Origin of the sequence: Acidovorax sp. HMWF018 (assembly GCF_003061035.1) — a bacterium.
Taxonomy (GTDB): domain Bacteria; phylum Pseudomonadota; class Gammaproteobacteria; order Burkholderiales; family Burkholderiaceae_C; genus Acidovorax; species Acidovorax delafieldii.
Genome location: NZ_QAIM01000453.1, coordinates 9,334 through 31,851 on the forward strand (window position 1 = coordinate 9,334; position 22,518 = coordinate 31,851).

General features: G+C 64.0%; 21 protein-coding genes and 1 tRNA gene. 17 read left to right on the plus strand and 5 right to left on the minus strand.

Annotated elements, in window-relative coordinates; genetic code table 11:
- Together DBR23_RS31100 and DBR23_RS18895 are read right to left on the minus strand one after the other, a co-directional pair.
- Positions 1 to 605: LapD/MoxY N-terminal periplasmic domain-containing protein (locus tag DBR23_RS31100; protein ID WP_304466219.1), on the minus strand; the 605-nt coding region annotated here is incomplete at its 3' end.
- Positions 606 to 872: 267 nt separating this feature from the next.
- A complete protein-coding gene (locus DBR23_RS18895; protein ID WP_108499231.1) occupies positions 873 to 2,009 on the minus strand; it encodes an iron-containing alcohol dehydrogenase in 1,137 nt (378 codons plus the stop codon).
- 96 nt (positions 2,010 to 2,105) lie between these two features.
- Here DBR23_RS18895 and DBR23_RS18900 point away from each other — a divergent pair, with 96 nt between their 5' ends.
- From DBR23_RS18900 to DBR23_RS18910, 3 genes are all read left to right on the plus strand, one after another.
- A complete protein-coding gene (locus DBR23_RS18900) occupies positions 2,106 to 2,978 on the plus strand; it encodes a 2-keto-4-pentenoate hydratase (protein ID WP_099730427.1) in 873 nt (290 codons plus the stop codon).
- 103 nt (positions 2,979 to 3,081) lie between these two features.
- Positions 3,082 to 4,002: an alpha/beta hydrolase gene (locus tag DBR23_RS18905; protein WP_199227748.1), complete on the plus strand. Its 921-nt coding sequence runs from the start codon at positions 3,082 to 3,084 to the stop codon at positions 4,000 to 4,002.
- Between the two features lie 8 nt (positions 4,003 to 4,010).
- Positions 4,011 to 4,868 (plus strand): YbgC/FadM family acyl-CoA thioesterase, encoded by an 858-nt coding sequence (locus tag DBR23_RS18910; RefSeq protein ID WP_108499233.1) that lies wholly within the window; start codon positions 4,011 to 4,013, stop codon positions 4,866 to 4,868.
- A 63-nt stretch (positions 4,869 to 4,931) separates the two neighbouring features.
- Here the strand turns inward: DBR23_RS18910 and DBR23_RS18915 are convergent, their stop codons facing one another.
- On the minus strand, positions 4,932 to 5,849 hold the full coding sequence (locus DBR23_RS18915) for a folate-binding protein YgfZ (RefSeq protein ID WP_108499234.1): 918 nt from the start codon (positions 5,847 to 5,849) through the stop codon (positions 4,932 to 4,934).
- A 45-nt stretch (positions 5,850 to 5,894) separates the two neighbouring features.
- On the opposite strand from DBR23_RS18915, the gene mltG reads away from it, so the two are divergent.
- The 6 genes from mltG (at position 5,895) to DBR23_RS18945 (ending at position 10,503) form a co-directional block, all read left to right on the plus strand.
- The gene (gene mltG, locus DBR23_RS18920; RefSeq protein ID WP_304466220.1) at positions 5,895 to 6,881 is read left to right on the plus strand and encodes an endolytic transglycosylase MltG; all 987 of its coding nucleotides are present in this window, start codon (positions 5,895 to 5,897) and stop codon (positions 6,879 to 6,881) included.
- Between the two features lie 24 nt (positions 6,882 to 6,905).
- Complete coding sequence (gene tmk / locus DBR23_RS18925) at positions 6,906 to 7,583, plus strand: dTMP kinase (protein WP_108499236.1); 678 nt, start codon at positions 6,906 to 6,908, stop codon at positions 7,581 to 7,583.
- Positions 7,580 to 8,587 (plus strand): DNA polymerase III subunit delta', encoded by a 1,008-nt coding sequence (locus DBR23_RS18930; RefSeq protein ID WP_108499237.1) that lies wholly within the window; start codon positions 7,580 to 7,582, stop codon positions 8,585 to 8,587. Before tmk ends, DBR23_RS18930 begins: the two co-directional genes overlap by 4 nt.
- A gap of 15 nt (positions 8,588 to 8,602) precedes the next feature.
- Positions 8,603 to 8,962 (plus strand): PilZ domain-containing protein, encoded by a 360-nt coding sequence (locus tag DBR23_RS18935; RefSeq protein ID WP_015013859.1) that lies wholly within the window; start codon positions 8,603 to 8,605, stop codon positions 8,960 to 8,962.
- Positions 8,963 to 9,025: 63 nt separating this feature from the next.
- The gene (locus DBR23_RS18940) at positions 9,026 to 9,832 is read left to right on the plus strand and encodes a TatD family hydrolase (RefSeq protein ID WP_108499238.1); all 807 of its coding nucleotides are present in this window, start codon (positions 9,026 to 9,028) and stop codon (positions 9,830 to 9,832) included.
- The gene (locus DBR23_RS18945; RefSeq protein WP_108499239.1) at positions 9,829 to 10,503 is read left to right on the plus strand and encodes an ankyrin repeat domain-containing protein; all 675 of its coding nucleotides are present in this window, start codon (positions 9,829 to 9,831) and stop codon (positions 10,501 to 10,503) included. Before DBR23_RS18940 ends, DBR23_RS18945 begins: the two co-directional genes overlap by 4 nt.
- Before the next feature lie 100 nt (positions 10,504 to 10,603).
- Here the strand turns inward: DBR23_RS18945 and msbA are convergent, their stop codons facing one another.
- Positions 10,604 to 12,406, minus strand: a complete 1,803-nt coding sequence (gene msbA / locus DBR23_RS18950) for a lipid A export permease/ATP-binding protein MsbA (RefSeq protein ID WP_108499240.1) — start codon at positions 12,404 to 12,406, stop codon at positions 10,604 to 10,606.
- Between the two features lie 140 nt (positions 12,407 to 12,546).
- Between msbA and tolB the strand changes: the two genes are divergently transcribed.
- From tolB to DBR23_RS18975, 5 genes are all read left to right on the plus strand, one after another.
- Positions 12,547 to 13,866, plus strand: a complete 1,320-nt coding sequence (gene tolB / locus DBR23_RS18955) for a Tol-Pal system beta propeller repeat protein TolB (RefSeq protein ID WP_108499241.1) — start codon at positions 12,547 to 12,549, stop codon at positions 13,864 to 13,866.
- A 44-nt stretch (positions 13,867 to 13,910) separates the two neighbouring features.
- Positions 13,911 to 14,453 (plus strand): peptidoglycan-associated lipoprotein Pal, encoded by a 543-nt coding sequence (pal, locus tag DBR23_RS18960; RefSeq protein ID WP_099730420.1) that lies wholly within the window; start codon positions 13,911 to 13,913, stop codon positions 14,451 to 14,453.
- The gene (gene ybgF, locus DBR23_RS18965; RefSeq protein ID WP_108499242.1) at positions 14,453 to 15,244 is read left to right on the plus strand and encodes a tol-pal system protein YbgF; all 792 of its coding nucleotides are present in this window, start codon (positions 14,453 to 14,455) and stop codon (positions 15,242 to 15,244) included. The genes pal and ybgF overlap by 1 nt, the downstream gene beginning before the upstream one ends.
- Entirely contained in the window at positions 15,244 to 16,071 is an 828-nt protein-coding gene (locus tag DBR23_RS18970) for a ThiF family adenylyltransferase (RefSeq protein WP_369882141.1), read from the plus strand. Before ybgF ends, DBR23_RS18970 begins: the two co-directional genes overlap by 1 nt.
- Before the next feature lie 42 nt (positions 16,072 to 16,113).
- Positions 16,114 to 16,189 (plus strand) — tRNA-Lys (locus DBR23_RS18975).
- A 140-nt stretch (positions 16,190 to 16,329) separates the two neighbouring features.
- Here DBR23_RS18975 and DBR23_RS18980 read toward each other — a convergent pair.
- Positions 16,330 to 17,394 carry an AI-2E family transporter gene (locus DBR23_RS18980; RefSeq protein WP_108499244.1) on the minus strand — a complete coding sequence of 355 codons (1,065 nt, stop codon included), beginning with the start codon at positions 17,392 to 17,394 and terminating at the stop codon, positions 16,330 to 16,332.
- A 243-nt stretch (positions 17,395 to 17,637) separates the two neighbouring features.
- On the opposite strand from DBR23_RS18980, the gene DBR23_RS18985 reads away from it, so the two are divergent.
- From DBR23_RS18985 to DBR23_RS31105, 3 genes are all read left to right on the plus strand, one after another.
- A complete protein-coding gene (locus DBR23_RS18985) occupies positions 17,638 to 20,517 on the plus strand; it encodes a 2-oxoglutarate dehydrogenase E1 component (RefSeq protein ID WP_056063390.1) in 2,880 nt (959 codons plus the stop codon).
- A 51-nt stretch (positions 20,518 to 20,568) separates the two neighbouring features.
- The gene (gene odhB / locus DBR23_RS18990; protein ID WP_108499245.1) at positions 20,569 to 21,834 is read left to right on the plus strand and encodes a 2-oxoglutarate dehydrogenase complex dihydrolipoyllysine-residue succinyltransferase; all 1,266 of its coding nucleotides are present in this window, start codon (positions 20,569 to 20,571) and stop codon (positions 21,832 to 21,834) included.
- A 90-nt stretch (positions 21,835 to 21,924) separates the two neighbouring features.
- Positions 21,925 to 22,518: FAD-dependent oxidoreductase (locus DBR23_RS31105; RefSeq protein ID WP_233250564.1), on the plus strand; the 594-nt coding region annotated here is incomplete at its 3' end.

The following is a 22,518-nucleotide window of genomic DNA, read 5'->3' on the forward strand; positions in this document are numbered from 1 at the left end:
CCCTGGCGAAACGCGTCGGTGGCCTGGGCCAGGCGCTGCAGCATGCGGGCATTGGCCCGCAGCAGCAGCGTCAGCAGAAAGAAGATGGTGAAGATGTTGAGTGCCGAGATGCGTGCCTGTACCAGCACCGTGGCCCACACCTGGTCCGCCAGGGGCTGCGGGTGGGCCGTCACCGTCAGTCGGCCCGATGTGCCGTCTGCCAGCGCGAGGCCGGACTGCTGCACAGGGGCGGAGAGGTCCAGCCAATCGGTGAACCATTTCGGAGCATTGGCGGGGTAGGGAAGGGCGGTGACCTCGATGGCGGGCTGGTCGGCGGCCTGCCATTTGATGGACGCCACTACCGGCGCTGCCTGCGCCAACCCCTCGGTCAGGATACGGGTCACGGCGTCGGCATCGGGCGCGGGTACGGCGGCCAGGCGCAGCTGCAAAGGATCGCTGGCGCGCCGCAGTTCGGTAGAGCCTTGCTGCAGGGCTTCGTCGGTTTCTGCGGCCAGCAGGTAGTGGTAGCGCACCCCAGTGACCAGCAGGATGATCGCCACGATGGACACATACAGCCGGGGGTAGGTGCCCCGCAGAAGCCAGGTGGTGAGATTTCCGGTGCGCATTGACGGTGGTCCTCCCCCACAACCCCAGTGGTAATGAATGGTTAATTAATTGTTGACAGCGGCGAGTCTATCTTGTGAGAAGTTGTGAGCGTGGTTTTGCATCGCGCTACCGGCGCGGTGTTGCTGATGTGTGACGTTTTGTAAAACTGCGGAGCTGCCAGCACGTGCAATGCGCGCCAGACAAGTGCACGAGCACGCGCTGGCTCTCTGCCATGTGCCGCCACGCTCAGGTGCGCGGCGGTGGTACCGAGGGTGAGGCGGCTGGGTTCAGAGCGACTGGGCCAGCATGTCGCGGTATTCCTCGGGGGTGGCGATGCGCGGGTTGGTCTTGTGGCAGTGGTCGGCCATCGCACCCTTGATGATGTCGTCGAACATAGCCTCGTTCACGCCCATCGCGGCCAGGCCGGTGGGCAGGCCCAGGCGGGCGTTCATGTCGCGGATGGCTTCGGGAATATCGCCTGCGCTGGCCAGGCCCATGGCGTGGGCCATGCGTTCCAGGCGCTTTTCCTTCTTCACCGATTCCGCCTGCGCATTGAAGCGCACCACGGCGGGCAGGAACATGGCGTTGAGCGTGCCGTGGTGCAGGCGCGGGTTCACGCCGCCCAGGCTGTGGCTGAGCGAGTGCACGGCGCCCAGGCCCTTCTGGAAGGCCATGGCGCCCTGCATGCTGGCGCTCATCATGTGCAGGCGTGCATCGCGGTCGCTGCCATTCTTGGTGGCCTGCTCGATGTTCGCCCAGCCGCGCGTGAGGCCGTCCAGCGCAATGCCGTCAGCGGGCGGGTTGAACGCGGCGGACATGAAGGTTTCCATGCAGTGCGCAATCGCGTCCATGCCCGTGGCTGCTGTGAGCATGGGGGGCAGGCCGAGGGTGAGTTCGGGGTCGCAGATGGCGGTCTTGGGCACCAGGTTCCATGAGTGGAAGCCGAGCTTGCGGTGGTCGTCCACGATGATGATCGCGCCGCGCGCCACCTCGCTGCCCGTGCCGCTGGTGGTGGGCACGGCGATCAGCGGCGCGGCGCGGTCGGTGATGCGCGGCGAGCCGCCTTCGATGGTGGCGTAGTGCGTCAGCGGCCCCTCGTGCGTGGCCGCAATCGCGATGCCCTTGGCGCAGTCGATGGCGGAGCCCCCGCCCACGGCGATCAGTCCGTTGCAGCCCTGGGCCTTGTACATGTCCACGGCGGCGCGCACAGCGGCTTCGGTGGGGTTGGAGGGGGTCTGGTCAAACACGGCCACCGTCATGCCGGGCAGCGCGTCCAGCGCCTTCTGCAGCACGCCGGCGGCCTTCACGCCGGGGTCCGTCACGATCAGAGGGCGGGTGATGCCCACGCGCTCGCATTCCTGCTTCAGCAGCTGGACGGCGCCGAATTCAAACTGGATCTGGGTGACGTAGTAGATGAAAGCCATGGTGCAACAGAATGTGTGAATGGGGGTGCCAGCGATTACGATAGCTCGCCAGCCTTTGAAAAGGTTCTGAGCCCACTTTATAAGGAGGAGACAGCCTTGAAAACGAAGCAAACCCTGATGGCGGCCCTGGTGGCCGTCGCATCTGTGACAACAAGCGCCCAGGCCCAGTGCCTCACCGACGCGCAGGCCGCCGACCTCGTGGCCAACTATGTCGCCAAGACCCCCGCCGCCAACCCCGAGAACCTGACGGACGCCGATGGCGCCTGCACACGCGGCAAGGTCAACGCCTTGCTGGCCCAGCGCATGGGCAAGGTGATTGGCTACAAGGCGGGCTTGACCAACCCCGCCGTGCAAAAGCGCTTCAACACCGACAAGCCCGTGTGGGGCAAGCTCTACGAGGGCATGGTGCTGCCCAGTGGCGCCACGGTGGATGCAGCCTTCGGTGCCCGCCCCCTGTACGAGGCCGACATGCTGGTGCGCGTGAAAAGCGCTGCCATCAACCAGGCCAAGACCCCCATGGACGTGCTGGACGCCGTGGACCAGATCATCCCCTTCATCGAGCTGCCCGACCTGATGGTGCAGGCGCCGCCCAAGCTCAACGGCGCGGGCGTGACGGCCATCAACGTGGGTGCGCGCCTGGGCGTGGCGGGCGCGCCCATTGCCGTGCCGGCGTACCGGGGTGAGCGTTTTGCCATGCTCCAGGCCTTGGCCGACATGAACGTGTCGCTGACCGATGGCGCGGGTGCGCGCCTGGGGGGCGGCAAAGGCAGCGACATCCTGGACCACCCGCTCAACGCGGTGGTGTGGCTGGCCGGTGCGCTCGCGCAGGAAGGCCTGGCCATGCAGCCGGGGGACCTGATCAGCCTGGGCTCGTTCTCCGCATTGCTGCCGCCCAAGGCTGGCTTGTCGGTGACGGCCACCTACGACGGCTTGCCCGGCGCGGCACCCGTGCGACTGAGCTTCAAGTAACCCACCCCTGATCGGCCCGCCGCCGTGCGGGCCGTTGTCTTTTCTGCCGAGACCCCGACCGTTGACCGCACTGCACATCCACCCCACCCGCCTGACCCCCCAGATGCGCAGCGTGCTCGAACGCATGGCCCGCGCCGGGCATCCGCCGCTGCACACACGCACGCCGCAGGAGGCACGCATCGCCTACCAGGCAGGCGCCGACGTGCTGGAAGTTCCCAAAGCCGCGCTGGCGCGGGTGGAAGACCTGCAGATCCCCACCCGCGACGGTGCCATGCTGCCCGCACGGCTGTACGCGCCCAGCACCGACAAGGGCTTGCCCGTGCTGCTGTACACGCACGGCGGCGGCTTCACCATCGGCAACATCGCCACGCACGACATCCTGTGCCGCGAGCTGGCGCGTCTGGCCGGTTGCATGGTGGTGTCGCTGGACTACCGGCTGGCGCCGGAGCACCGCTTTCCCACGGCCAGCAACGATGCGTGGGATGCGCTGCAGTGGTTGGCTGCCAACGCCGAGCGCCTGGGTGCCGACCCGCAGCGCTTGGCCGTGGGGGGCGACAGCGCGGGGGGCACGCTGGCCGCGGTCAACGCCATCCTGGCGCGCGATGCAGGCCTGCCTCTGGCGCTGCAACTGCTGATCTACCCCGGCTGCGCAGCCCACCAGGACACGCCTTCGCACGCCACCTTTGCGCGCGGGCTGGTGCTGGAGGAGCCCGCCATCAGCTGGTTCTTTGGCCACTACGTGACCACCCGCGAGGAGCGCGAGGACTGGCGTTTTGCGCCGCTGCTGGCACCGGACGTGGAGGGTGTGGCGCCCGCGTGGATTGGCCTGGCCGAATGCGACCCGCTGGTGGACGAAGGCGTTGACTATGCCGACAAGCTCCGCCTGGCGGGCGTGCCCGTGGACCTGGACATCTACCGGGGCGTGACCCACGAATTCATCAAGATGGGCCGCGCCATCCCCGAAGCGCGCAAGGCCCATGCCGACGCAGCCCGCGCGCTGCGGCTGGCTTTTCATCTGGAGTAAACGAACCCATGCAACGCAGTGATTTCCGTTGTTTCCACCGCCTGCGCGTGCGCTGGGCCGAGGTGGACATGCAAAAGATTGTGTTCAATGCGCACTACCTCATGTACGTGGATACCGCCATGTCCGAGTACTGGCGCGCGCTGGCGCTGCCGTACGAGGCGAGCATGCTGGCGCTGGGCGGCGAGATGTATGTGAAGAAGGCCACGGTGGAGTACCACGCCTCGGCGCGGCTCGACGACACGCTGGACGTGGGCCTGAAGTGCGCGCGCATCGGCAACTCGTCGTGCCTGTTCACGGCGGGCATCTTTTGTGGCGACCGGCTACTGATCTCTGCCGAGGTGGTCTATGTGTTTGCCGACCCGGCCACGCAGACCTCGCGCCCGGTGCCGGCCGCACTGCGCGCGATCTTTGAAGGTTTTGAAGCGGGCGCCGAGATGGCCGAGGTGCGCACCGGCGATTGGAACACCCTGGGCCGTGATGCCGGCCGCGTACGCACCGATGTGTTTGTGTATGAGCAGGGCATTCCGGCCGAGGTCGAAGCCGATAGGCACGACATCTCGGCGCGCCACGCTGTGCTGTACAACCGGCTGGGCATGCCCGTCGCTGCGGGCCGCCTGCTGCAGCACGCACCCGGCGTGGGCCGCATCGGCCGCATGGCGGTGGACCGGTCGGTGCGCGGTGCGCAGTGGGGCCGCCAATTGCTGGATGCGCTGGTGGACGCGGCGCGTGCCCGGGGCGATGCCGAAGTGCAATTGCACGCCCAGCGCAGCGCCGAGGGCTTTTACCGCCGCGCGGGGTTCACGGTGGTGGGCGAGCCGTACGAAGAGGCGGGCATTGCGCACATCGCCATGGCCCGCAAGCTTTGATGGTTTGATATTAAAAGGAGAGCTGCTCGGGCATGTTGGACTAGCGCCTGTGCCCGATTTGGCTCAAATATCGTCCAGCAACGTGTAGGGCAGGGGCAGCAGCGACAGCGCCACGCCGCCTTCTGCGCCCACTTGCAGCGAGCCCTCTTGGGCAGCGCTGATCTGCAGCGACACGATGGTGTCAAACCCGCCGCCCGGCGCAGCGGCTACTTGCACCACGGTGCCGCAGGGTTGTTCGAGGTCGCTGGTGCTGAACACCTCGGCGCCCACCGCCACCTCGGCTGCTGCATGGGCAATGTAGGCGCGGCGCTTGAGCGTGCCACGGAACTGGCTGCGCGCCACCACTTCCTGGCCGGGGTAGCAGCCCTTCTTGAAATTCACGCCGCCCACCGATTCGTAGTTGAGCATCTGGGGCACAAAGGCTTCGACCACCGGCATGGTCAGCGTGGCGACACCGCTGATGACTTCGCTCCAGAGCCACAGCGTGGCATCCAGCGCAGGGCCTGCGGGCGCGGGCTCTGTGGCAGGGGCTACCCAGAGGGCGCGCGGGGTGCCGTCGGCAGGGTACAGGTGCACCACAGTGGCGGCACCCACATCGGCCTTGGTCCAGGCGGGTTGAACGCTGCCAGCTACGGAGTTGATAGCGTCTCCGGCAACGCCATAGAGGGCGATGTCGGCGGTGGCATCGGTCAGCTTGGCCTTGGCGCGCAGCACAAACATCGACAGGCGCTTGAGCGTGGCGGGCAGCAGGTCGCGGCTGCAGACCAGCAGCACCTCGGTGGCGCTGCGCTTGACGCCGATGAAGCTGGCCTGCATGCGGCCCTTGGCCGACAAGAAGGCCGCGAGGCGGGCCTGGTCCATGCCGAGCAGGGCGAAATCCTGGGTGAGCTGGCCGTGCAGAAACTTGGCGGCGTCTTCGCCTTCCACGCGAATCACGCCGAGGTGGGACAGGGGGGCAATGCCATTCAAGTGATAGGTCATCGCTGAATTATGATGCCCTGATTCATACATATTGGTAGCAGGGTTGTGCGACGTTTACTGGCTTTGATCGTGTTGGTGGGGATCGCACTGGGCGGCGCTGCGTATTGGTGGCTGCACCAGCCGCTGGACCTGGGCCCCGAGCCGCTGGAGCTGGCCATCGAGCCCGGCACCACGCCGCGCGGCGTGGCCCGCGATGTGGTGGCGGCTGGGGTCAAGACGGATGCGCGCCTGCTCTACGCCTGGTTCCGTGTCTCGGGGCAAGACCGCGCCATCAAGGCGGGCAACTACGAAATCCCGCCCGGCACCACGCCCATCAGCCTGCTGCAAAAGCTGGCCCGGGGCGAAGAGGCCTTGCGCGCACTCACCCTGGTTGAAGGCTGGAACTGGCGCCAGGTGCGCCAGGCGCTGGCCAAGGAAGAGCAGATCAAACACGATGCTGCCGCCTTGACCGACGAGGCGCTGATGGCCCAGCTGGGCCGCCCCGGCGTGGCGCCCGAGGGGCGGTTCTTCCCGGACACCTACACCTACGCCAAAGGCTCCAGCGACATCGCCTTGTTGCGCCGGGCGATGCACGCCATGGACCGCCATCTGGAGGCTGCCTGGGCCCAGCGCGCGGCCGACACCCCGCTCAGGTCTGCGGACGAGGCGCTGACGCTGGCCAGCATTGTCGAAAAGGAAACTGGCAAGGCCAGCGACCGGGGCCAGATTGCAGGCGTGTTCGTCAACCGCCTGCGGGTGGGCATGCTGCTGCAGACCGACCCCACGGTGATCTATGGCCTGGGCGAAAAGTTTGACGGCAACCTGCGCAAGCGCGACCTGCAGACCGACACCCCCTGGAACACCTACACCCGCCCCGGCTTGCCGCCCACTCCCATCGCCATGCCCGGCAAGGCCTCGCTGCTGGCCGCCGTGCAGCCGCAGGCCACGCGCGCGCTCTACTTTGTGGCCAAGGGCGACGGCACCAGCCATTTCAGTGCCTCGCTGGAGGAGCACAACCGCGCCGTCAACCGCTACCAGCGCGGGCAGCAGTAAACAGTTTCTTGAACCAAGGCGCCCATGTCACGACCCGGTCTGTTCATCACGTTTGAAGGCATCGACGGTGCGGGCAAGTCCTCGCACATCGAAGGCCTGGCCGCGGCCTTCCGCACCCAGGGCCGTACTGTCACCGTGAGCCGCGAGCCCGGCGGCACGCCGCTGGCCGAAAAGCTGCGTGAGATGGTCCTGAACGACCCGATGGATGCGCTCACCGAGTCCTTGCTGATCTTTGCGGCCCGCCGCGACCATCTGCGCAACGTGATCGAGCCCGCGCTGGCCCGTGGCAACGTAGTGCTGTGCGACCGGTTCACCGACGCCACCTTTGCCTATCAGGGCGCGGGGCGGGGCTTCGATCTGGGTGTGCTATCAACTTTGGAGCGCCTGGCGCAGACAGGACTAGCGCCTGAGACCAGTTTGATGCGTGAACCCGATCTGACGGTGTGGTTTGACCTGGCGCCCGAGGTGGCGGCCGAGCGGCTGGCCGGTGCGCGTGTGCCTGACCGCTTCGAGGCCCAACCGGTCGAGTTCTTCCGCCGCGTCGCACAGGGCTATGCCGACCGCGCAGCCGCTGCACCGCAGCGGTTTGCGCGCCTGGATGCGGCGCAGGACCGCCACCGCGTTTGGCAGCAGCTCACCAGCGTGTTTGTGCGCAAGGGCTGGCTTGCCATCATGGTGGCTACGCAGGGAGGGGCGCAATGAGCGAGACCGCCGTGGCCCTGGCGCCCTGGATCGCTGCGCAGCGCACCAGCCTGCTGGCCCAGCGCGGCCACGCGTGGCTGGTGCAGGGGCCGTCGGGTCTGGGGCAATACACCCTGGGGCTGGAAATGGTGCGCGCATGGCTGTGCGATGCGCCGACAGAGCAGGGCGCATGCGGCCACTGCGGCAGCTGCCACTCCATCGACGTGCGCACCCATGCCGACCTGTGCGTGCTGATGCCCGAGGTGCAGATGATGGCACTGGGCTGGCCCCTGTCGGAAAAGGCCCAGGCCGACATCGACGACAAAAAGCGCAAGCCCAGCCGCGAGATCCGCGTGGAGGCCATGCGCGATGCGGTGGAGTTTTCGCAGCGCACCTCGGCGCGTGGCAAAGGCAAGGCCGTGCTGGTTTACCCCGCCGAGCAGATGAACCATGTCACGGCCAACGCGCTGCTCAAGACGCTGGAAGAACCGCCGGGCGACGTGCGTTTTGTGCTGGCCAGCGAGGCTGCGCACCAGCTGCTGCCCACCATCCGCAGCCGCTGCCTGGGCCACACCATGGTCTGGCCTGTGGAGGCCGACAGCTTGGCCTGGTTGCAGGCCCAGGGCGTGGCCCGGGATGCGGCAGTGTCGTTTCTGCGTGCAGCAGGCGGGCGGCCCGAGGACGCCCTGGCGCTGGCCCAGTCGGGCCGCAGCCCGCAGGCCTGGTCCGCCTTGCCCCAGGCCGTGGCGCGGGGTGATGTGACGGCGCTGGGCGACTGGGCCCCGGCCCAGGTGATCGACGCGCTGCAAAAGCTCTGCCACGACCTGCTGGCCGCCAGCGTGGGCGCCGCGCCGCGCTACTTTGCGCAGGCCGACCTGCCCAAGACGCCGCCACTGGGTGCGCTCACACGCTGGTCTCGTGCACTGTCCAAAGCGGCGCGCACGGCAGACCACCCGTTCAATGGCGGGCTCATGCTGGAGGCGCTTGTCGCCCAGGCGCGAAACACCCTACACTCCAGACACTAAGCCGCACACCCACCCATGAGCAGTCCATCCACCGCGCCCCGTCCCAGCGTCATGCAGCTGGCCATCAAGGAAAAAGCCGCTCTCTACGCCGCCTACATTCCTTTTTTTGCCGAAGGGGGCATCTTTGTGCCCACCCAGCGCGACTACAAGCTGGGCGACGATGTGTATGTGCTGCTGACCTTGCCCGACGACACCCAGCGCTACCCTGTGGCAGGCCGCGTGGCCTGGGTGACACCGGCCCGTGCTGCAGGCAACCGCACCCAGGGCGTGGGCATCCAGTTCCCCAAGGACGAAAAATCCCGCCAGCTCAAGGCCAAGATCGAGGAATTGCTGGGAACTGCGCTGGGCTCCGACCGTCCTACCCAGACGATCTGACCGCGCCACCGCCGCCCCCGTGCCGACCCGCGCTGGCTGGTCGGCTTTTTTGTTTTTCATCACATGTTCACTGATTCGCACTGCCACCTCAACTTCCCGGAACTGGTCAGCCAGCTGCCTGCCATCCGCCAGGCCATGGCCGAGGCGCAGGTCACCCGGGCCCTGTGCATTTGCACCACCATGGAAGAGTTCGAGGGCGTGCACGCCCTGGCCCTGGCCCATGAAAACTTTTGGAGCACGGTGGGCGTTCACCCCGACAACGAGGGCGTGATGGAGCCCAGCGTACAGGATCTGCTGGACCGCGCTGCGCTGCCCCGCGTGGTGGCGATTGGCGAGACCGGCCTGGACTACTACGGCATGGAAGATCGCAAGGGCGGGCGCAGCATTGCCGACCTGGAGTGGCAGCGCGACCGCTTCCGCACCCACATCCGCGCGGCGCGCGCCTGTGGCAAGCCCCTCATCATCCACACGCGCAGTGCCTCTGACGATACGCTGGCCATCCTGCAGGAAGAGGGCGAGGATGGCGCAGGCAATCTGGCGGGTGGCGTTTTCCACTGCTTTACTGAATCGATGCAGGTTGCGCGGGCCGCGCTGGATCGGGGCTACTACATCTCGTTCTCGGGCATCGTCACCTTCAAGAGCGCGCAGGAGCTGCGCGACGTGGTGGCCTTTGTGCCGCTGGACCGCATGCTCATCGAGACCGACAGCCCCTACCTGGCCCCGGTGCCCTACCGTGGCAAGACCAACAATCCGTCGTATGTGCCCCATGTGGCCCGGCAGGTGGCCGAGACCAAGGGCCTCACGCTGGAGGTGGTGGCGGAGGCCACCAGCCGCAATTTCGACCGCTTGTTCCCTGAGGTGATGGCATGAGCCTGCAACGACGTTCTGCTTTGGCCGCCGTGGCGTTGGGCCTGGTGTCAGTCCGGGCCTGGGCCGGTGCCTATGAAGACTTTTTTGTGGCCGTCCTGCGCGATGACGGTGATGCAATCACTGCGCTGCTGCGCCGGGGGTTTGATCCGAACACCCGTGATCCCAAGGGGCAGGTGGGGCTCATGATTGCCCTGCAAAACGGCGCGAACAAGGCCGTTGCTGCGTTGCTGGCATCCCGTCGGCTGAATGTGGAGGCCCGCAATGCCAAGGACGAAAGCCCGTTGATGATGGCTGCCATCAAGGGCAACTTGGAGGCCGTCAAGGCGCTCATCGCGCGCGATGCCGATGTCAATAAGACGGGCTGGACCCCGCTGCACTACGCCGCGTCGGCAGGTTCGCCGCAGCATGCGGTGATCATTTCATTGCTGCTCGAAAACCACGCCTACATCGACGCAACATCGCCCAACGGCACCACGCCGCTGATGATGGCGGCGCATTACGGCTCTACCGAGGCCGTGCAATTGCTGCTGGACGAAGGGGCCGACCCTACGCTCAAGAACCAGCTGGGCTTGACCGCCGCTGATTTCGCCTTGCGTGTGAGCCGTACCGAGTCTGCGGAGAGAATCGCTGCGGCCATTCGGAAGCGCCAGCCCAACCGGGGCAAGTGGTAGCCAAGGCAAACGCCTGCAGCCCATAGCTGGCTGCTGCAGAGCGGGCCCTGGGCAATATTTAGAGATCAGAGAAGGCCAGCACCAGTCGTGCCGCGCCTGCTTACTCAGCGATGGTCCCCGAGCCCGACGCGGCACGTGTCTGCAGCCGCGCATACAGCCCACCTTGCGCCATTAACTCGCTGTGGGTGCCTTGCTCGGCGATGCGCCCGCGCTCCATCACCACCACGCGGTCGGCATGCTCGATGGTGGAGAGCCGGTGCGCAATGACGAGGGTCGTGCGGCCCTGCATCAGGCGCTGCAGGGCTTCCTGCACCAGGCGTTCCGATTCGGTGTCCAGGGCAGACGTCGCCTCGTCCAGGATGAGGATGGGGGCGTCCTTGTACAGGGCCCGCGCAATGGCCAGCCGCTGACGCTGCCCACCCGACAACTGCGTGGCGTTGTGTCCCACCACCGTGTGGATACCCTGCGGGAGACCTGCTACGTGTTCTGCCAGGTTGGCGGCAGCCAGGCATTCCCGCACCTGGGTTTCGTTCACGGCCTGGCCCAGCGCCACATTGGTGGCAATGGTGTCATTGAACATCACCACGTCTTGGCTCACCATGGCAAATTGCGATCGGAGGGAGGGCAGGTCCCAGTCCGGCAAGGCATGCCCGTCGACCGCGATGGTGCCCGCCGAAGGCATGACAAAACGCGGCAGCAGGTTGACCAGCGTGGTCTTGCCGGCGCCAGAGGGCCCCACCAGTGCCACGATCTCGCCCGGGGCCACCTGCAGGTTGACCCCGTCCAGGGCGGGGGCGTGGTCGGCGCCAAACGATACAGTGACATTGCTCAGCGTGAGTGCGCCTTGCACGCGGTCCTTGCGGTAGATGCCACCAGTTTCTGCACCCGTGTCGCCCAGCAGCCCCAGGCCGCGTTCCAAAGCTGCTACACCCCGGGTCACGGGGCTGGCCACATCAGCCAGGCGCCGGATGGGCGCGATCAGCATCAGCATGGCCGTAATAAATGACACAAACCCGCCCACGGTCACGTCCTTTGTATCGACCGCACCCCGGCTCTGCCAGAGCGCAATGCAGATCACCACCGACAGCGCAGCGGCGGCCAGCAACTGGGTCAGCGGTGTCATGGCTGCCGAGGCGATGGTGGACTTGATGGCCAGGCGTCGCAGGCTGCGGCTCAGGTCGGCAAAACGCTGCGCCTGCCCGCCTTGCGCGCCATGCAGGCGCACCATACGATGCGCCAGCACGTTTTCTTCGACCACATAGGCCAGCTCATCCGTGGCCTGCTGGCTGCTCTTGGTCAAGTGATACAGCCGCCGCGACAGGGTCTTCATGATCCAGGCGACCCCCGGAACAACGACGGCAACAATCAGTGTGAGCTGCCAGTTGAGGTACAGCAAATAGACCAGCAGCGCGACCAGCGTGAAGCCATCGCGCGACAGGCCGAGCAGGGCCTGCACCAGCAACGTGGCACCGGTCTGCACTTCATAGACCACGGTGTTGGAGAGGGCGCTGGCCGACTGGCGCGCAAACAATCCCATTTCTGCGGCCAGAACACGATCAAACAGCGCCTGACGCAGTGTCAGCATGCCTTCATTGGCGATGCGCGCCAGTGCATATTGACCCACAAACTGGGCTACACCGCGGACGAAGAAAACCCCCAGAATTGCCAGGGGCACCATCCACAGCTGCAAGGTGCCTTGGGTAAAGCCCTTGTCCAGCAGCGGCTGCAGAAGGGCAGGGATCAGGGGTTCGGTGATTGCGCCCACCAAGGTTGCAACAATGGCCAGACTCCAGGCCATTCGCTGGTCGCCAAAGTACACCGACAGCCGCTTCAGGCGCGCCATCAAGGTTGTGGGGGGAGTAGGGGCTGAGGCAGGCTTGGTGCCCGTGTCGGTGGCTTGCATGTCGCCCGGATTCTACGTTTGTGCCGTGCGCAGCCTTTCCGGCAGGGTGTGTCGCGCACAGTTTGTCACAGGGGGCTCGCCGCTGTGTGTAACATTCGGGTTTGCCCTTTCGGCACTTGTTCGGCCACTGCTGGATGCCAATGACCACAGATCGAATCTCCCAACACCCATCTTCTGCAGCTCCGCTGCTTCCCCTGCGCCGCCAGTTGCTGGCCGCACTCATCGCCTCACCATCCATTCCAGCGCTTGCTCAATTCCGTGTGGAAGTCACCGGCGTTGGGCTGACCCAATTGCCCATCGCCATTGCTCCGTTTCGGGGCGAGGCGCAATCGCCCCAAAAAATTGCGGCCATCGTCCAGGCCGACCTGGAGCGAAGCGGGCAGTTCCGCGCCATTGACGCCTCCGGCGCAACGCTGGACGAAACCGCGCGGCCAGACGTCGCACTGTGGCGCCAGAAAAGTGCGGATTCACTGGCCACTGGCAGCGTCACGCGTTTGGCTGATGGGCGTTTTGATGTGCGGTTTCGTTTGTGGGATGTGGTCAAGGGCCAAGACCTGGGCGGACAGAGTTTTGTGGTCACGCAGGGCGACCTGCGCCTGGTGTCGCACCGCATTGCCGACTTCATCTACGAAAAGCTCACGGGTGAGCGCGGTATCTTCTCGACGCGCATTGCCTATGTGACCAAAACCGGCCCCCGTTACAGCCTTTGGGTTGCGGATGCCGACGGCGAGAACGCCCAGTCCGCACTGTCCAGCCCCGAGCCCATCATCTCGCCTGCATGGTCGCCCAACGGGGGGCAACTGGCCTATGTGTCGTTCGAGTCGCGCAAGCCGGTGGTCTATGTGCACGATGTGGCCACAGGTCGCAGGCGCCTGATCGCGAACTTCCGTGGCTCCAACAGTGCGCCAGCCTGGGCGCCGGATGGCCGTGCGCTGGCAGTCACGTTGAGCCGCGATGGCGGCTCGCAGCTGTACACCATTGATGCCAACGGCGGCGAGCCGCGCCGCCTGATGCAAAGCGCAGGCATCGATACCGAGCCTGTGTTCTCGGGCGATGGCCGCAGCATTTTCTTTGTGAGCGATCGGGGCGGTGCCCCGCAAATTTACAAGGTGGGTGCGTCCGGTGGCAATGCGGAGCGCGTGACCTTCACTGGCACCTACAACATCTCGCCCAGCGTGAGTCCCGACGGTCGCTGGCTGGCCTACATCTCCCGCGTGGGTGGCGCATTCAAGCTGCATGTGATGGATCTGTCCACGGGCACCGTCAATGCGGTGACAGATACGACGGCGGACGAAAATCCCAGCTTTGCGCCCAACAGCCGGCTCATTGTTTACGCGACCCAACAGCAGGGCCGTGAAGCCCTCATGACCACAACCCTGGACGGCAAGATCAAGGCGCGTCTCGCCGGTCAGGCGGGCGACATCCGCGAGCCGGACTGGGGCCCGTTCCAAAAGCAATGAACTTATCTGCACTTTCAGTTATCAAGCCTTCAGGAGAAATTTGGATGATGAAACGTATTACCCTTGCCCTCACCGTTGCCGCTCTCGTGGCGGGCTGCAGCTCTGGCGTGAAGCTGGACGATGTGCCGGTCGAAGACAAAAATGCCACCTCCACCATGGGTGGAGCCAACAACGGTGCCAACTCCGGCAATACATCGCAAAGCGGCGTGGCGGGCGTGGACCTCGGCCAGTCCGGCCGTGACGGTGCAGGCCCCGTGGGGGTCGCGCGCGTCGTGTACTTTGATTACGACAGCTACGTGATCAAACCCGAGTTCCAGTCGCTGATTGAAGCGCATTCCCGCTTCATCAAAGCGGCCCCCAACCGCAAGGTCATGATCGAAGGCCACACGGATGACCGTGGTGGCCGCGAGTACAACCTGGCACTGGGCCAGAAGCGTGCAGAAGCAGTGCGCCGTTCGCTGGGCTTGCTGGGCGTGCCTGACAGCCAGGTCGAGGCCGTGAGTTTTGGCAAGGAAAAGCCTGCAGCCCAAGGCGCTACCGAAGATGCACGCGCCCAGAACCGCCGTGCTGAACTGTCGTACCGTTAATGACATCCGCTGCACCGGTTTTCTCGTTGCGGGCGCTGGTCACGGCGGCACTGCTCGCTGTGTCGATGTCTTCTGCCCATGCCGCCATCTTTGAAGATGGCGAAGCGCGACGGGCTATCCTGGAGATGCGACAGCGCGTTGATGGGCTGCAGTTGTCTCAGCAGCGTTCTGCCGAAGAGGTGCGCAAGCTGGGCGAAGAAAACGCTCAGTTGCGCCGCAGTCTGCTGGATTTGCAGACGCAGATCGAGACCTTGCGTGCCGAGCAGGCCAAACTCAACGGCCAGAACGAGCAGCTGTTGCGCGATGTCAGTGAACTGCAGCGTCGGCAGAAAGACATCGCGCAGGGTGTGGATGAGCGATTGCGGCAGTTTGAGCCCATCAAGGTCAATGTGGATGGCCGCGATTTCCAGGCAGATCCTGCCGAAAAGCGGGATTTTGAGGCGGCTCTGGCTGTCTTTCGCTCCGGCAAATTCCCCGATGCAAGTGTCGCTTTCGCGGGCTTTGTGCGGCAGTATCCGCGCAGCGGCTACGTGCCCTCTGCGCGTTTCTGGTTGGGAAATGCCCAGTACGCTACGCGTGAGTACAAGGAAGCCATCGGCAATTTCAAACAAATGCTGACCGACGCCCCCACGCACGCTCGTGCGCCCGAGGCAGCTCTGTCCATCGCCAATTGCCAGATTGAGCTCAAAGACACACGCACCGCGCGCAAGACACTGGAAGACCTCATCCGGGCTTATCCGCAGTCTGAGGCCGCTGTGGCCGCTAAAGAACGCCTGTCCCGGCTCAAGTGATGGCGGGTGATGTGGCTTTTGCCTCGCAGGCTGCGCCAGATGGTGGTGCGGAGCACGCTTCGGAGCGCCGCTTTGGTGGGCTTCAGCGGCTCTACGGAGTGCAGGGCGCAGCCAGAATTCGCTCCGCGCACGTGGCCGTGGTTGGTATTGGTGGAGTCGGGTCGTGGGCCGCAGAGGCCCTGGCGCGCAGCGGCGTCGCGCAAATTACCCTGATCGACTTGGACCATGTGGCTGAATCCAACATCAACCGACAGATCCATGCGCTCACCGATACGGTGGGACAGGCCAAGGTTTTGGCCATGCGTGATCGCATCGCACAAATCCACCCGGACTGCATCGTTCATTGCGTGGAGGAGTTTGTGGAGCCTGGAAACTGGCCTGCCTTGCTGCAAACGCCCGTAGACGCTCTCATTGATGCCTGTGACCAGATCAAAGCCAAAACTGCACTGTCCATATGGGCGCAGGCCCATGGGGTGCTGCACATCACCGTGGGTGCAGCAGGGGGCAAGCGGCATGCGCACAAGGTGGATGTGGATGATCTCGCACTGACCACCCATGACCCGCTGTTGGCCCAAATGCGCTATCAGCTGCGCAAACACCACGGAGCACCGCGGGAGGGCAAGAAGATCGGGGTCACCTGCGTTTTCAGCCGTGAGGCCGTAGCTCCGCCAGATGCTTCCTGCAATATCGATGGCGATGGTTCTTTGAACTGCCACGGCTACGGCTCGGTGGTCGCTGTGACCGCGACCTTCGGCCAATGTGCCGCAGGGTGGGTGCTCGATAAACTTGCAACCAATTCCAAATCGGCTGGAAAAAAGACGCTATAATTCAAGGCTTTGCAGCAACCGACACGATAGCTGCAATCGGTCGGGACGTTAGCTCAGTTGGTAGAGCAGCGGACTTTTAATCCGTTGGTCACAAGTTCGAATCTTGTACGTCCTACCACCCGATTCAAAGCGCATCATTGAATGTGTTTTCAGCCAAAAGCCTCCCTCGGGAGGCTTTTGTGTTTTGCGGTCATTTAAAGCGCCAGTCAAAGCCCATCGAGGCCCCTGACTGGTACACGTGGCCGAGGCTGGGGGGTATCACCGGGTGGGTGCGTCCGCCTCCGGCGGTGGTGAAAAAAGGTCCCAGCTGGCCATGAACAGTGCAGCTATCACTGGACCGATCACAAACCCCGTGAGTCCGAACAAGGCCATGCCGCCCAGGGTAGAGATCAGCACGATGTAGTCGGGCATCTTGGTGTCTTTGCCTACCAGGATGGGGCGCAAGATGTTGTCCACGAGTCCGATCACGCAGATGCCGAATGCAGTCAGCACCACGCCTTGCCACACAGCGCCTGTTGCCAGAAAGTAGATGGCCACAGGCACCCAGATCAGCCCGGCGCCCACGGCTGGCAAAAGGGACAGGAAGGCCATGAGCACCCCCCACAGCACCGGTCCCTGGATGCCCAAGATCCAGAAAATCATGCCGCCCAGCGCGCCCTGAGAAGCCGCCACCACAATGTTGCCTTTGACCGTGGCCCGGATCACGGTCGTGAATTTACCGACCAGCTGGCGCTTGTGCGCTTCTTCCAGGGGGGTGGCCTGCCCGATACGCTGTGCCAGACTGGCTCCGTCTCGCAGCAGGAAGAACAACAGGTACAACATGATGCCGAAGCTGACAATGAACTCCAGGGTGTTTTGACCGATGCTCAGCGCCTGTGTCGCAACGAATTGACTGGCCTGTACCGCGAAGGACGAGAGCTTTTGCTGCAACTCGCCTACGCTGGTCAGTTGGAGGCGGTCAAGCAGGCCTGCAGCCCAAGCTGGCAGTGCAGCAATGACCTGCTGCAGGTACAGCCCAAAATTGATTTGGCCTGAGCGCACCCGCTCGTAGATTGCGGTGGCTTCCTGAATGAGCGACACCGTGATGGCCGTCATCGGCAAGATCACCACCACAAGGCACAAACCGAGTGTGCATAAGGCCGCAAGCGTGGGCCGCTTGGGCATTTTTCGCAGCAGTTTGCGGTGCAGTGGGGCAAAAAGAATGGCGAGGATGACGCCCCAGAAAACGGCTCCGTGAAACTGCCACAGGATCGCACCGAACGCGACGGTGACGAGGGTGAGCAGCAGCAAAAAGGCTTTGTCCTGGAGGTGTTGATGCGGCATGGAGTGGGGTTTGCAATGGGATACCCGGAATGTACGCGAGGCGCTGATCGGCGCAGCTTCTTGTGCTGTGCGGCGATGGTCTGGATCCACTTTTTGGGGGTGGGCTTCGGTTCGGTGGCACAATGGCGCCCGTACCAAGGCCCTTCCCCAGCCACAGTCGCATCCGCCAACCGGTTCAGCCGTGTCGCGGAAGGTTTCTCAACCAGCTAATGCTTTCCCAAGGAAAGCGGAGGTCAGCGGAATATGAGCGATACGACATCCGTCTATCAAGCCTACCAAGGCAACACCTACCTCTTCGGCGGCAATGCGCCCTATGTCGAAGAGATGTACGAGAACTATCTCGCCAATCCCGGTAGCGTGCCAGATACGTGGCGCGAGTACTTTGACGCGCTGCAGCATGTACCCGCCGTGGATGGCAGCAACGCCAAAGACGTTCCCCATCTGCCTGTCATCAATGCCTTTGCCGAGCGTGCCAAGCAAGGCGGCACCAAGGTCGTGGTTGCGACGGGCGCCGACTCTGAACTGGGCCGCAAGCGTACCGCCGTTCAGCAGCTGATTGCCGCTTACCGCAATGTGGGTCAGCGCTGGGCCGATCTGGATCCGCTCAAGCGCACAGAGCGTCCCGCAATTCCTGAACTGGAGCCTTCGTTCTACGGTTTCAGCGACGCTGATCAGGAAACTGTGTTCAACACCAGCAACACGTTCTTCGGCAAAGAGTCGATGACGTTGCGTGAACTCATCAACGCGCTGCGTGAGACCTATTGTGGCTCCATCGGCGCTGAATACATGTACGCCACCGACCAGAACCAGAAGCGCTGGTGGCAGGAGAAGCTGGAAAAGATCCGCAGCAAGCCCAGCTTTGGTGCTGACAAGAAAAAACAAATCCTTGACCGCCTGACGGCTGCTGAAGGGCTGGAGCGCTTCCTGCACACCAAGTACGTGGGTCAGAAGCGCTTTTCGTTGGAAGGCGGCGAAAGCTTTATTGCTGCGATGGATGAACTCATCCAATCTGCAGGCGCCAAGGGCGTACAAGAAATCGTGATCGGCATGGCCCACCGCGGCCGCCTGAACGTGCTGGTCAACTCGCTGGGCAAGATGCCCAAGGACCTGTTCGCTGAGTTCGATCACACCGCTCCCGAAGACCTGCCTGCGGGTGACGTGAAGTACCACCAGGGCTTCAGCTCGGATGTGACGACCCCCGGCGGTCCGGTTCACCTGTCGCTGGCATTCAACCCCTCGCACCTGGAAATCGTGAACCCCGTGGTCGAAGGCTCTGTGCGTGCTCGCATGGACCGCCGTGCCGATCCACATGGCAAGCAGGTTCTGCCTGTGTTGGTGCACGGTGACGCGGCCTTTGCAGGCCAAGGTGTCAATCAGGAAACTCTGGCGCTGGCCCAGACCCGTGGCTACTACACGGGTGGCACGGTGCACATCATCATCAACAACCAAATCGGCTTCACCACGTCCGATCCACGTGACACCCGCTCCACGCTGTACTGCACCGACATCGTCAAGATGATCGAGTCGCCCGTATTGCATGTGAACGGTGATGATCCGGAAGCCGTGGTGTTGGCCACTCAGCTCGCGCTTGAGTTCCGCATGGAGTTCAAGAAAGACGTGGTGGTGGACATCATCTGCTTCCGCAAGCTGGGCCACAACGAGCAGGACACCCCGGCTCTGACGCAGCCGCTGATGTACAAGAAGATCGGCGCACACCCCGGCACACGCAAGCTGTACGCCGATAAGCTGGCGGCGCAGGGTCTGGGCGAGTCACTGGGCGACGACATGGTCAAGGCCTACCGCGCTGCTATGGATGCAGGCAAGCACACGGTCGATCCCGTGCTGACCAACTTCAAGAGCAAGTACGCGGTGGACTGGAGCCCGTTCCTGGGCAAAAAGTGGACCGATGCTGGAGACACGGCTATTCCTCTGGCCGAGTGGAAGCGCCTGGCTGAGAAGATCACCACCATCCCCGAGAGCGTGACGCCGCATCAGTTGGTGAAGAAGGTGTATGACGACCGCGCGGCCATGGGCCGTGGTGACATCCCTGTGGATTGGGGCATGGGTGAGCACATGGCATTTGCCTCCCTGGTGGCCAGCGGCTATCCCGTGCGCCTGTCCGGTGAAGACTGCGGTCGCGGCACGTTCACGCACCGCCACGCCGTGATCCATGACCAAAAGCGCGAGAAGTGGGACATTGGTACCTACGTGCCGCTGCAGAACGTGGCCGACAACCAGGCCCCGTTTGTTGTGATCGACTCCATCCTGTCCGAAGAGGCCGTCCTGGGCTTCGAGTACGGCTATGCGTCGAACGACCCCAATACACTGGTGATCTGGGAAGCGCAGTTCGGCGACTTCGCCAATGGTGCCCAAGTGGTGATCGACCAGTTCATCGCCTCCGGCGAAGTGAAGTGGGGCCGGGTAAACGGCATCACCCTGATGCTGCCCCACGGCTACGAAGGCCAGGGCCCAGAGCACAGCTCTGCCCGCCTGGAGCGCTTCATGCAATTGGCTGCCGACGCCAACATGCAGATCGTGCAGCCCACTACGGCCAGCCAGATCTTCCACGTGCTGCGTCGCCAGATGGTGCGTGATCTGCGCAAGCCGCTGATCATCATGACGCCCAAGTCGCTGCTGCGTAATAAGGATGCGACCTCGCCGCTGTCCGAGTTCACCAAGGGCAGCTTCCAGACGGTGATTCCCGAGCAGGATGAAGCCATCGTCAAGAAGGCTGCCAAGGTCAAGCGCGTGATCGCGTGCTCTGGCAAGGTTTACTACGACCTCGTGAAGAAGCGCGCAGAGAAGGAGGCCGACGATGTGGTGATCCTGCGCGTCGAGCAGTTGTACCCCTTCCCGCACAAGGCGTTTGCCGCTGAACTGAAGAAGTACCCCAATGCCACCGACGTGGTGTGGTGCCAGGACGAGCCGCAAAACCAGGGTGCCTGGTTCTTCGTGCAGCACTACATCCACGAGAACATGCTCGAAGGCCAGAAGCTGGGCTACTCCGGCCGCGCAGCTTCCGCATCGCCAGCCGTGGGTTACTCGCACCTGCACCAAGAACAACAAAAGGCGCTGGTGGACGGCGCGTTTGCCAAGCTCAAGGGTTTTGTCCTGACCAAGTAAGGCCAGCTGCGACCCGACAACAGAACAAAACCCCATTCCGAAAGAATTGATATGGCTATCGTAGAAGTCAAAGTCCCCCAGCTGTCCGAATCCGTGGCTGAAGCCACCATGCTGACCTGGAAGAAAAAGGCCGGTGAGGCCGTGGCGGTGGACGAGATCCTGATCGAGATCGAAACCGACAAGGTCGTGCTCGAAGTGCCCGCACCGTCCGCTGGCGTGTTGGCTGAAATCATCCAGGGCGACGGCGCCACGGTGGTGGCCGACCAGCTCATCGCCAAGATCGACACCGAAGGCAAGGCTGGTGCCGCGGCTCCTGCTCCGGCAGCAGCAGCTCCTGTTGCCGCCGCAGCGCCTGTTGCCGCACCCGCTGCTGCCGGTGGCTCCAAGGGCGATGTGGCCATGCCTGCCGCCGCCAAGCTGCTCGCCGACAACAACCTGTCTGTGTCGGCCGTGGCCGGTTCGGGCAAGGATGGCCGTGTGACCAAGGGTGATGTGCTGGCCGCTGTGGCCGGTGGCGCCAAGGCTGTCGTGGCAGCCCCCAGCGTGATCCCCACCGGTGTGCCCTCCAAGACACTGCCCCAGGTGGCAGCGCCCGCTGGCAAGGAAGACCTGAGCGGCCGCCCCGAGCAGCGCGTGCCCATGAGCCGCCTGCGTGCCCGCGTGGCCGAGCGTCTGCTGCAGTCGCAATCGACCAACGCCATCCTGACCACGTTCAACGAAGTGAACATGGCTCCGGTGATGGACCTGCGCAAGAAGTTCCAGGACAGCTTCACCAAAGAGCACGGCACCAAGCTGGGCTTCATGTCCTTCTTCGTGAAGGCTGCTGTGCATGCCCTCAAGAAGTACCCCGTGCTGAATGCATCGGTGGACGGCAACGACATCGTCTACCACGGCTACTTCGACATTGGTATCGCCGTGGGCTCGCCCCGTGGTCTGGTGGTGCCCATCCTGCGCAATGCAGACCAGATGAGCTTCGCCGACATCGAGAAGAAGATTGCCGAGTTCGGCAAGAAGGCTGCCGAAGGGAAGCTGGGCATTGAAGAAATGACCGGTGGCACGTTCTCCATCTCCAATGGCGGAACGTTCGGCTCCATGCTGTCCACCCCCATCATCAACCCGCCCCAGTCGGCCATTCTGGGCGTGCACGCCACCAAGGACCGCGCCGTGGTCGAAAACGGCCAGATCGTGATCCGCCCGATGAACTACCTGGCCATGTCCTATGACCACCGCATCATCGACGGCCGCGAAGCCGTGCTGGGCTTGGTGGCGATGAAGGACGCGCTGGAAGACCCATCGCGCCTGCTGTTCGACATCTGATCCCCTGACTCCATCGACCCACCCGCGTGGCCCGGCCTCTGGTCCTGCCCGCCGGTGGGTCTTTCTCCAACTGACTGAACGAGATTTTCCATGAGCAAACAATTTGATGTGATCGTCATCGGTGGTGGCCCCGGCGGCTACATCGCCGCCATCCGCGCCGCCCAGCTGGGCTTCAACGTTGCCTGTATCGACGAGTGGAAGAACGAGAAGGGCGGCCCCGCACCCGGTGGCACCTGCACCAACGTTGGCTGCATCCCCTCCAAGGCGCTGCTGCAGTCGTCCGAGCATTTCGAGCACGCCAACAAGCACTTTGCCGACCATGGCATCACAGCCACCGGCGTCAAGATGGACGTGGCCAAGATGATTGCCCGCAAGGACACCGTCGTGAAGCAGAACAACGATGGCATCCTGTACCTGTTCAAGAAGAACAAGGTTAGCTTCTTCCACGGCCGTGGCTCGTTCGTGAAGGCTGCCGAAGGCGGCTACGAGATCAAGGTGGCAGGTGCCGCTGAAGAGACGCTGACCGGTAAGCAGATCATCATCGCCACCGGCTCCAACGCCCGTGCGCTGCCCGGCACGCCGTTCGACGAAGAACTGGTGCTGTCCAACGACGGTGCGCTGCGCGTTGGCGCAGTGCCCAAGAAGCTCGGCCTGATCGGCTCGGGCGTGATCGGCCTGGAAATG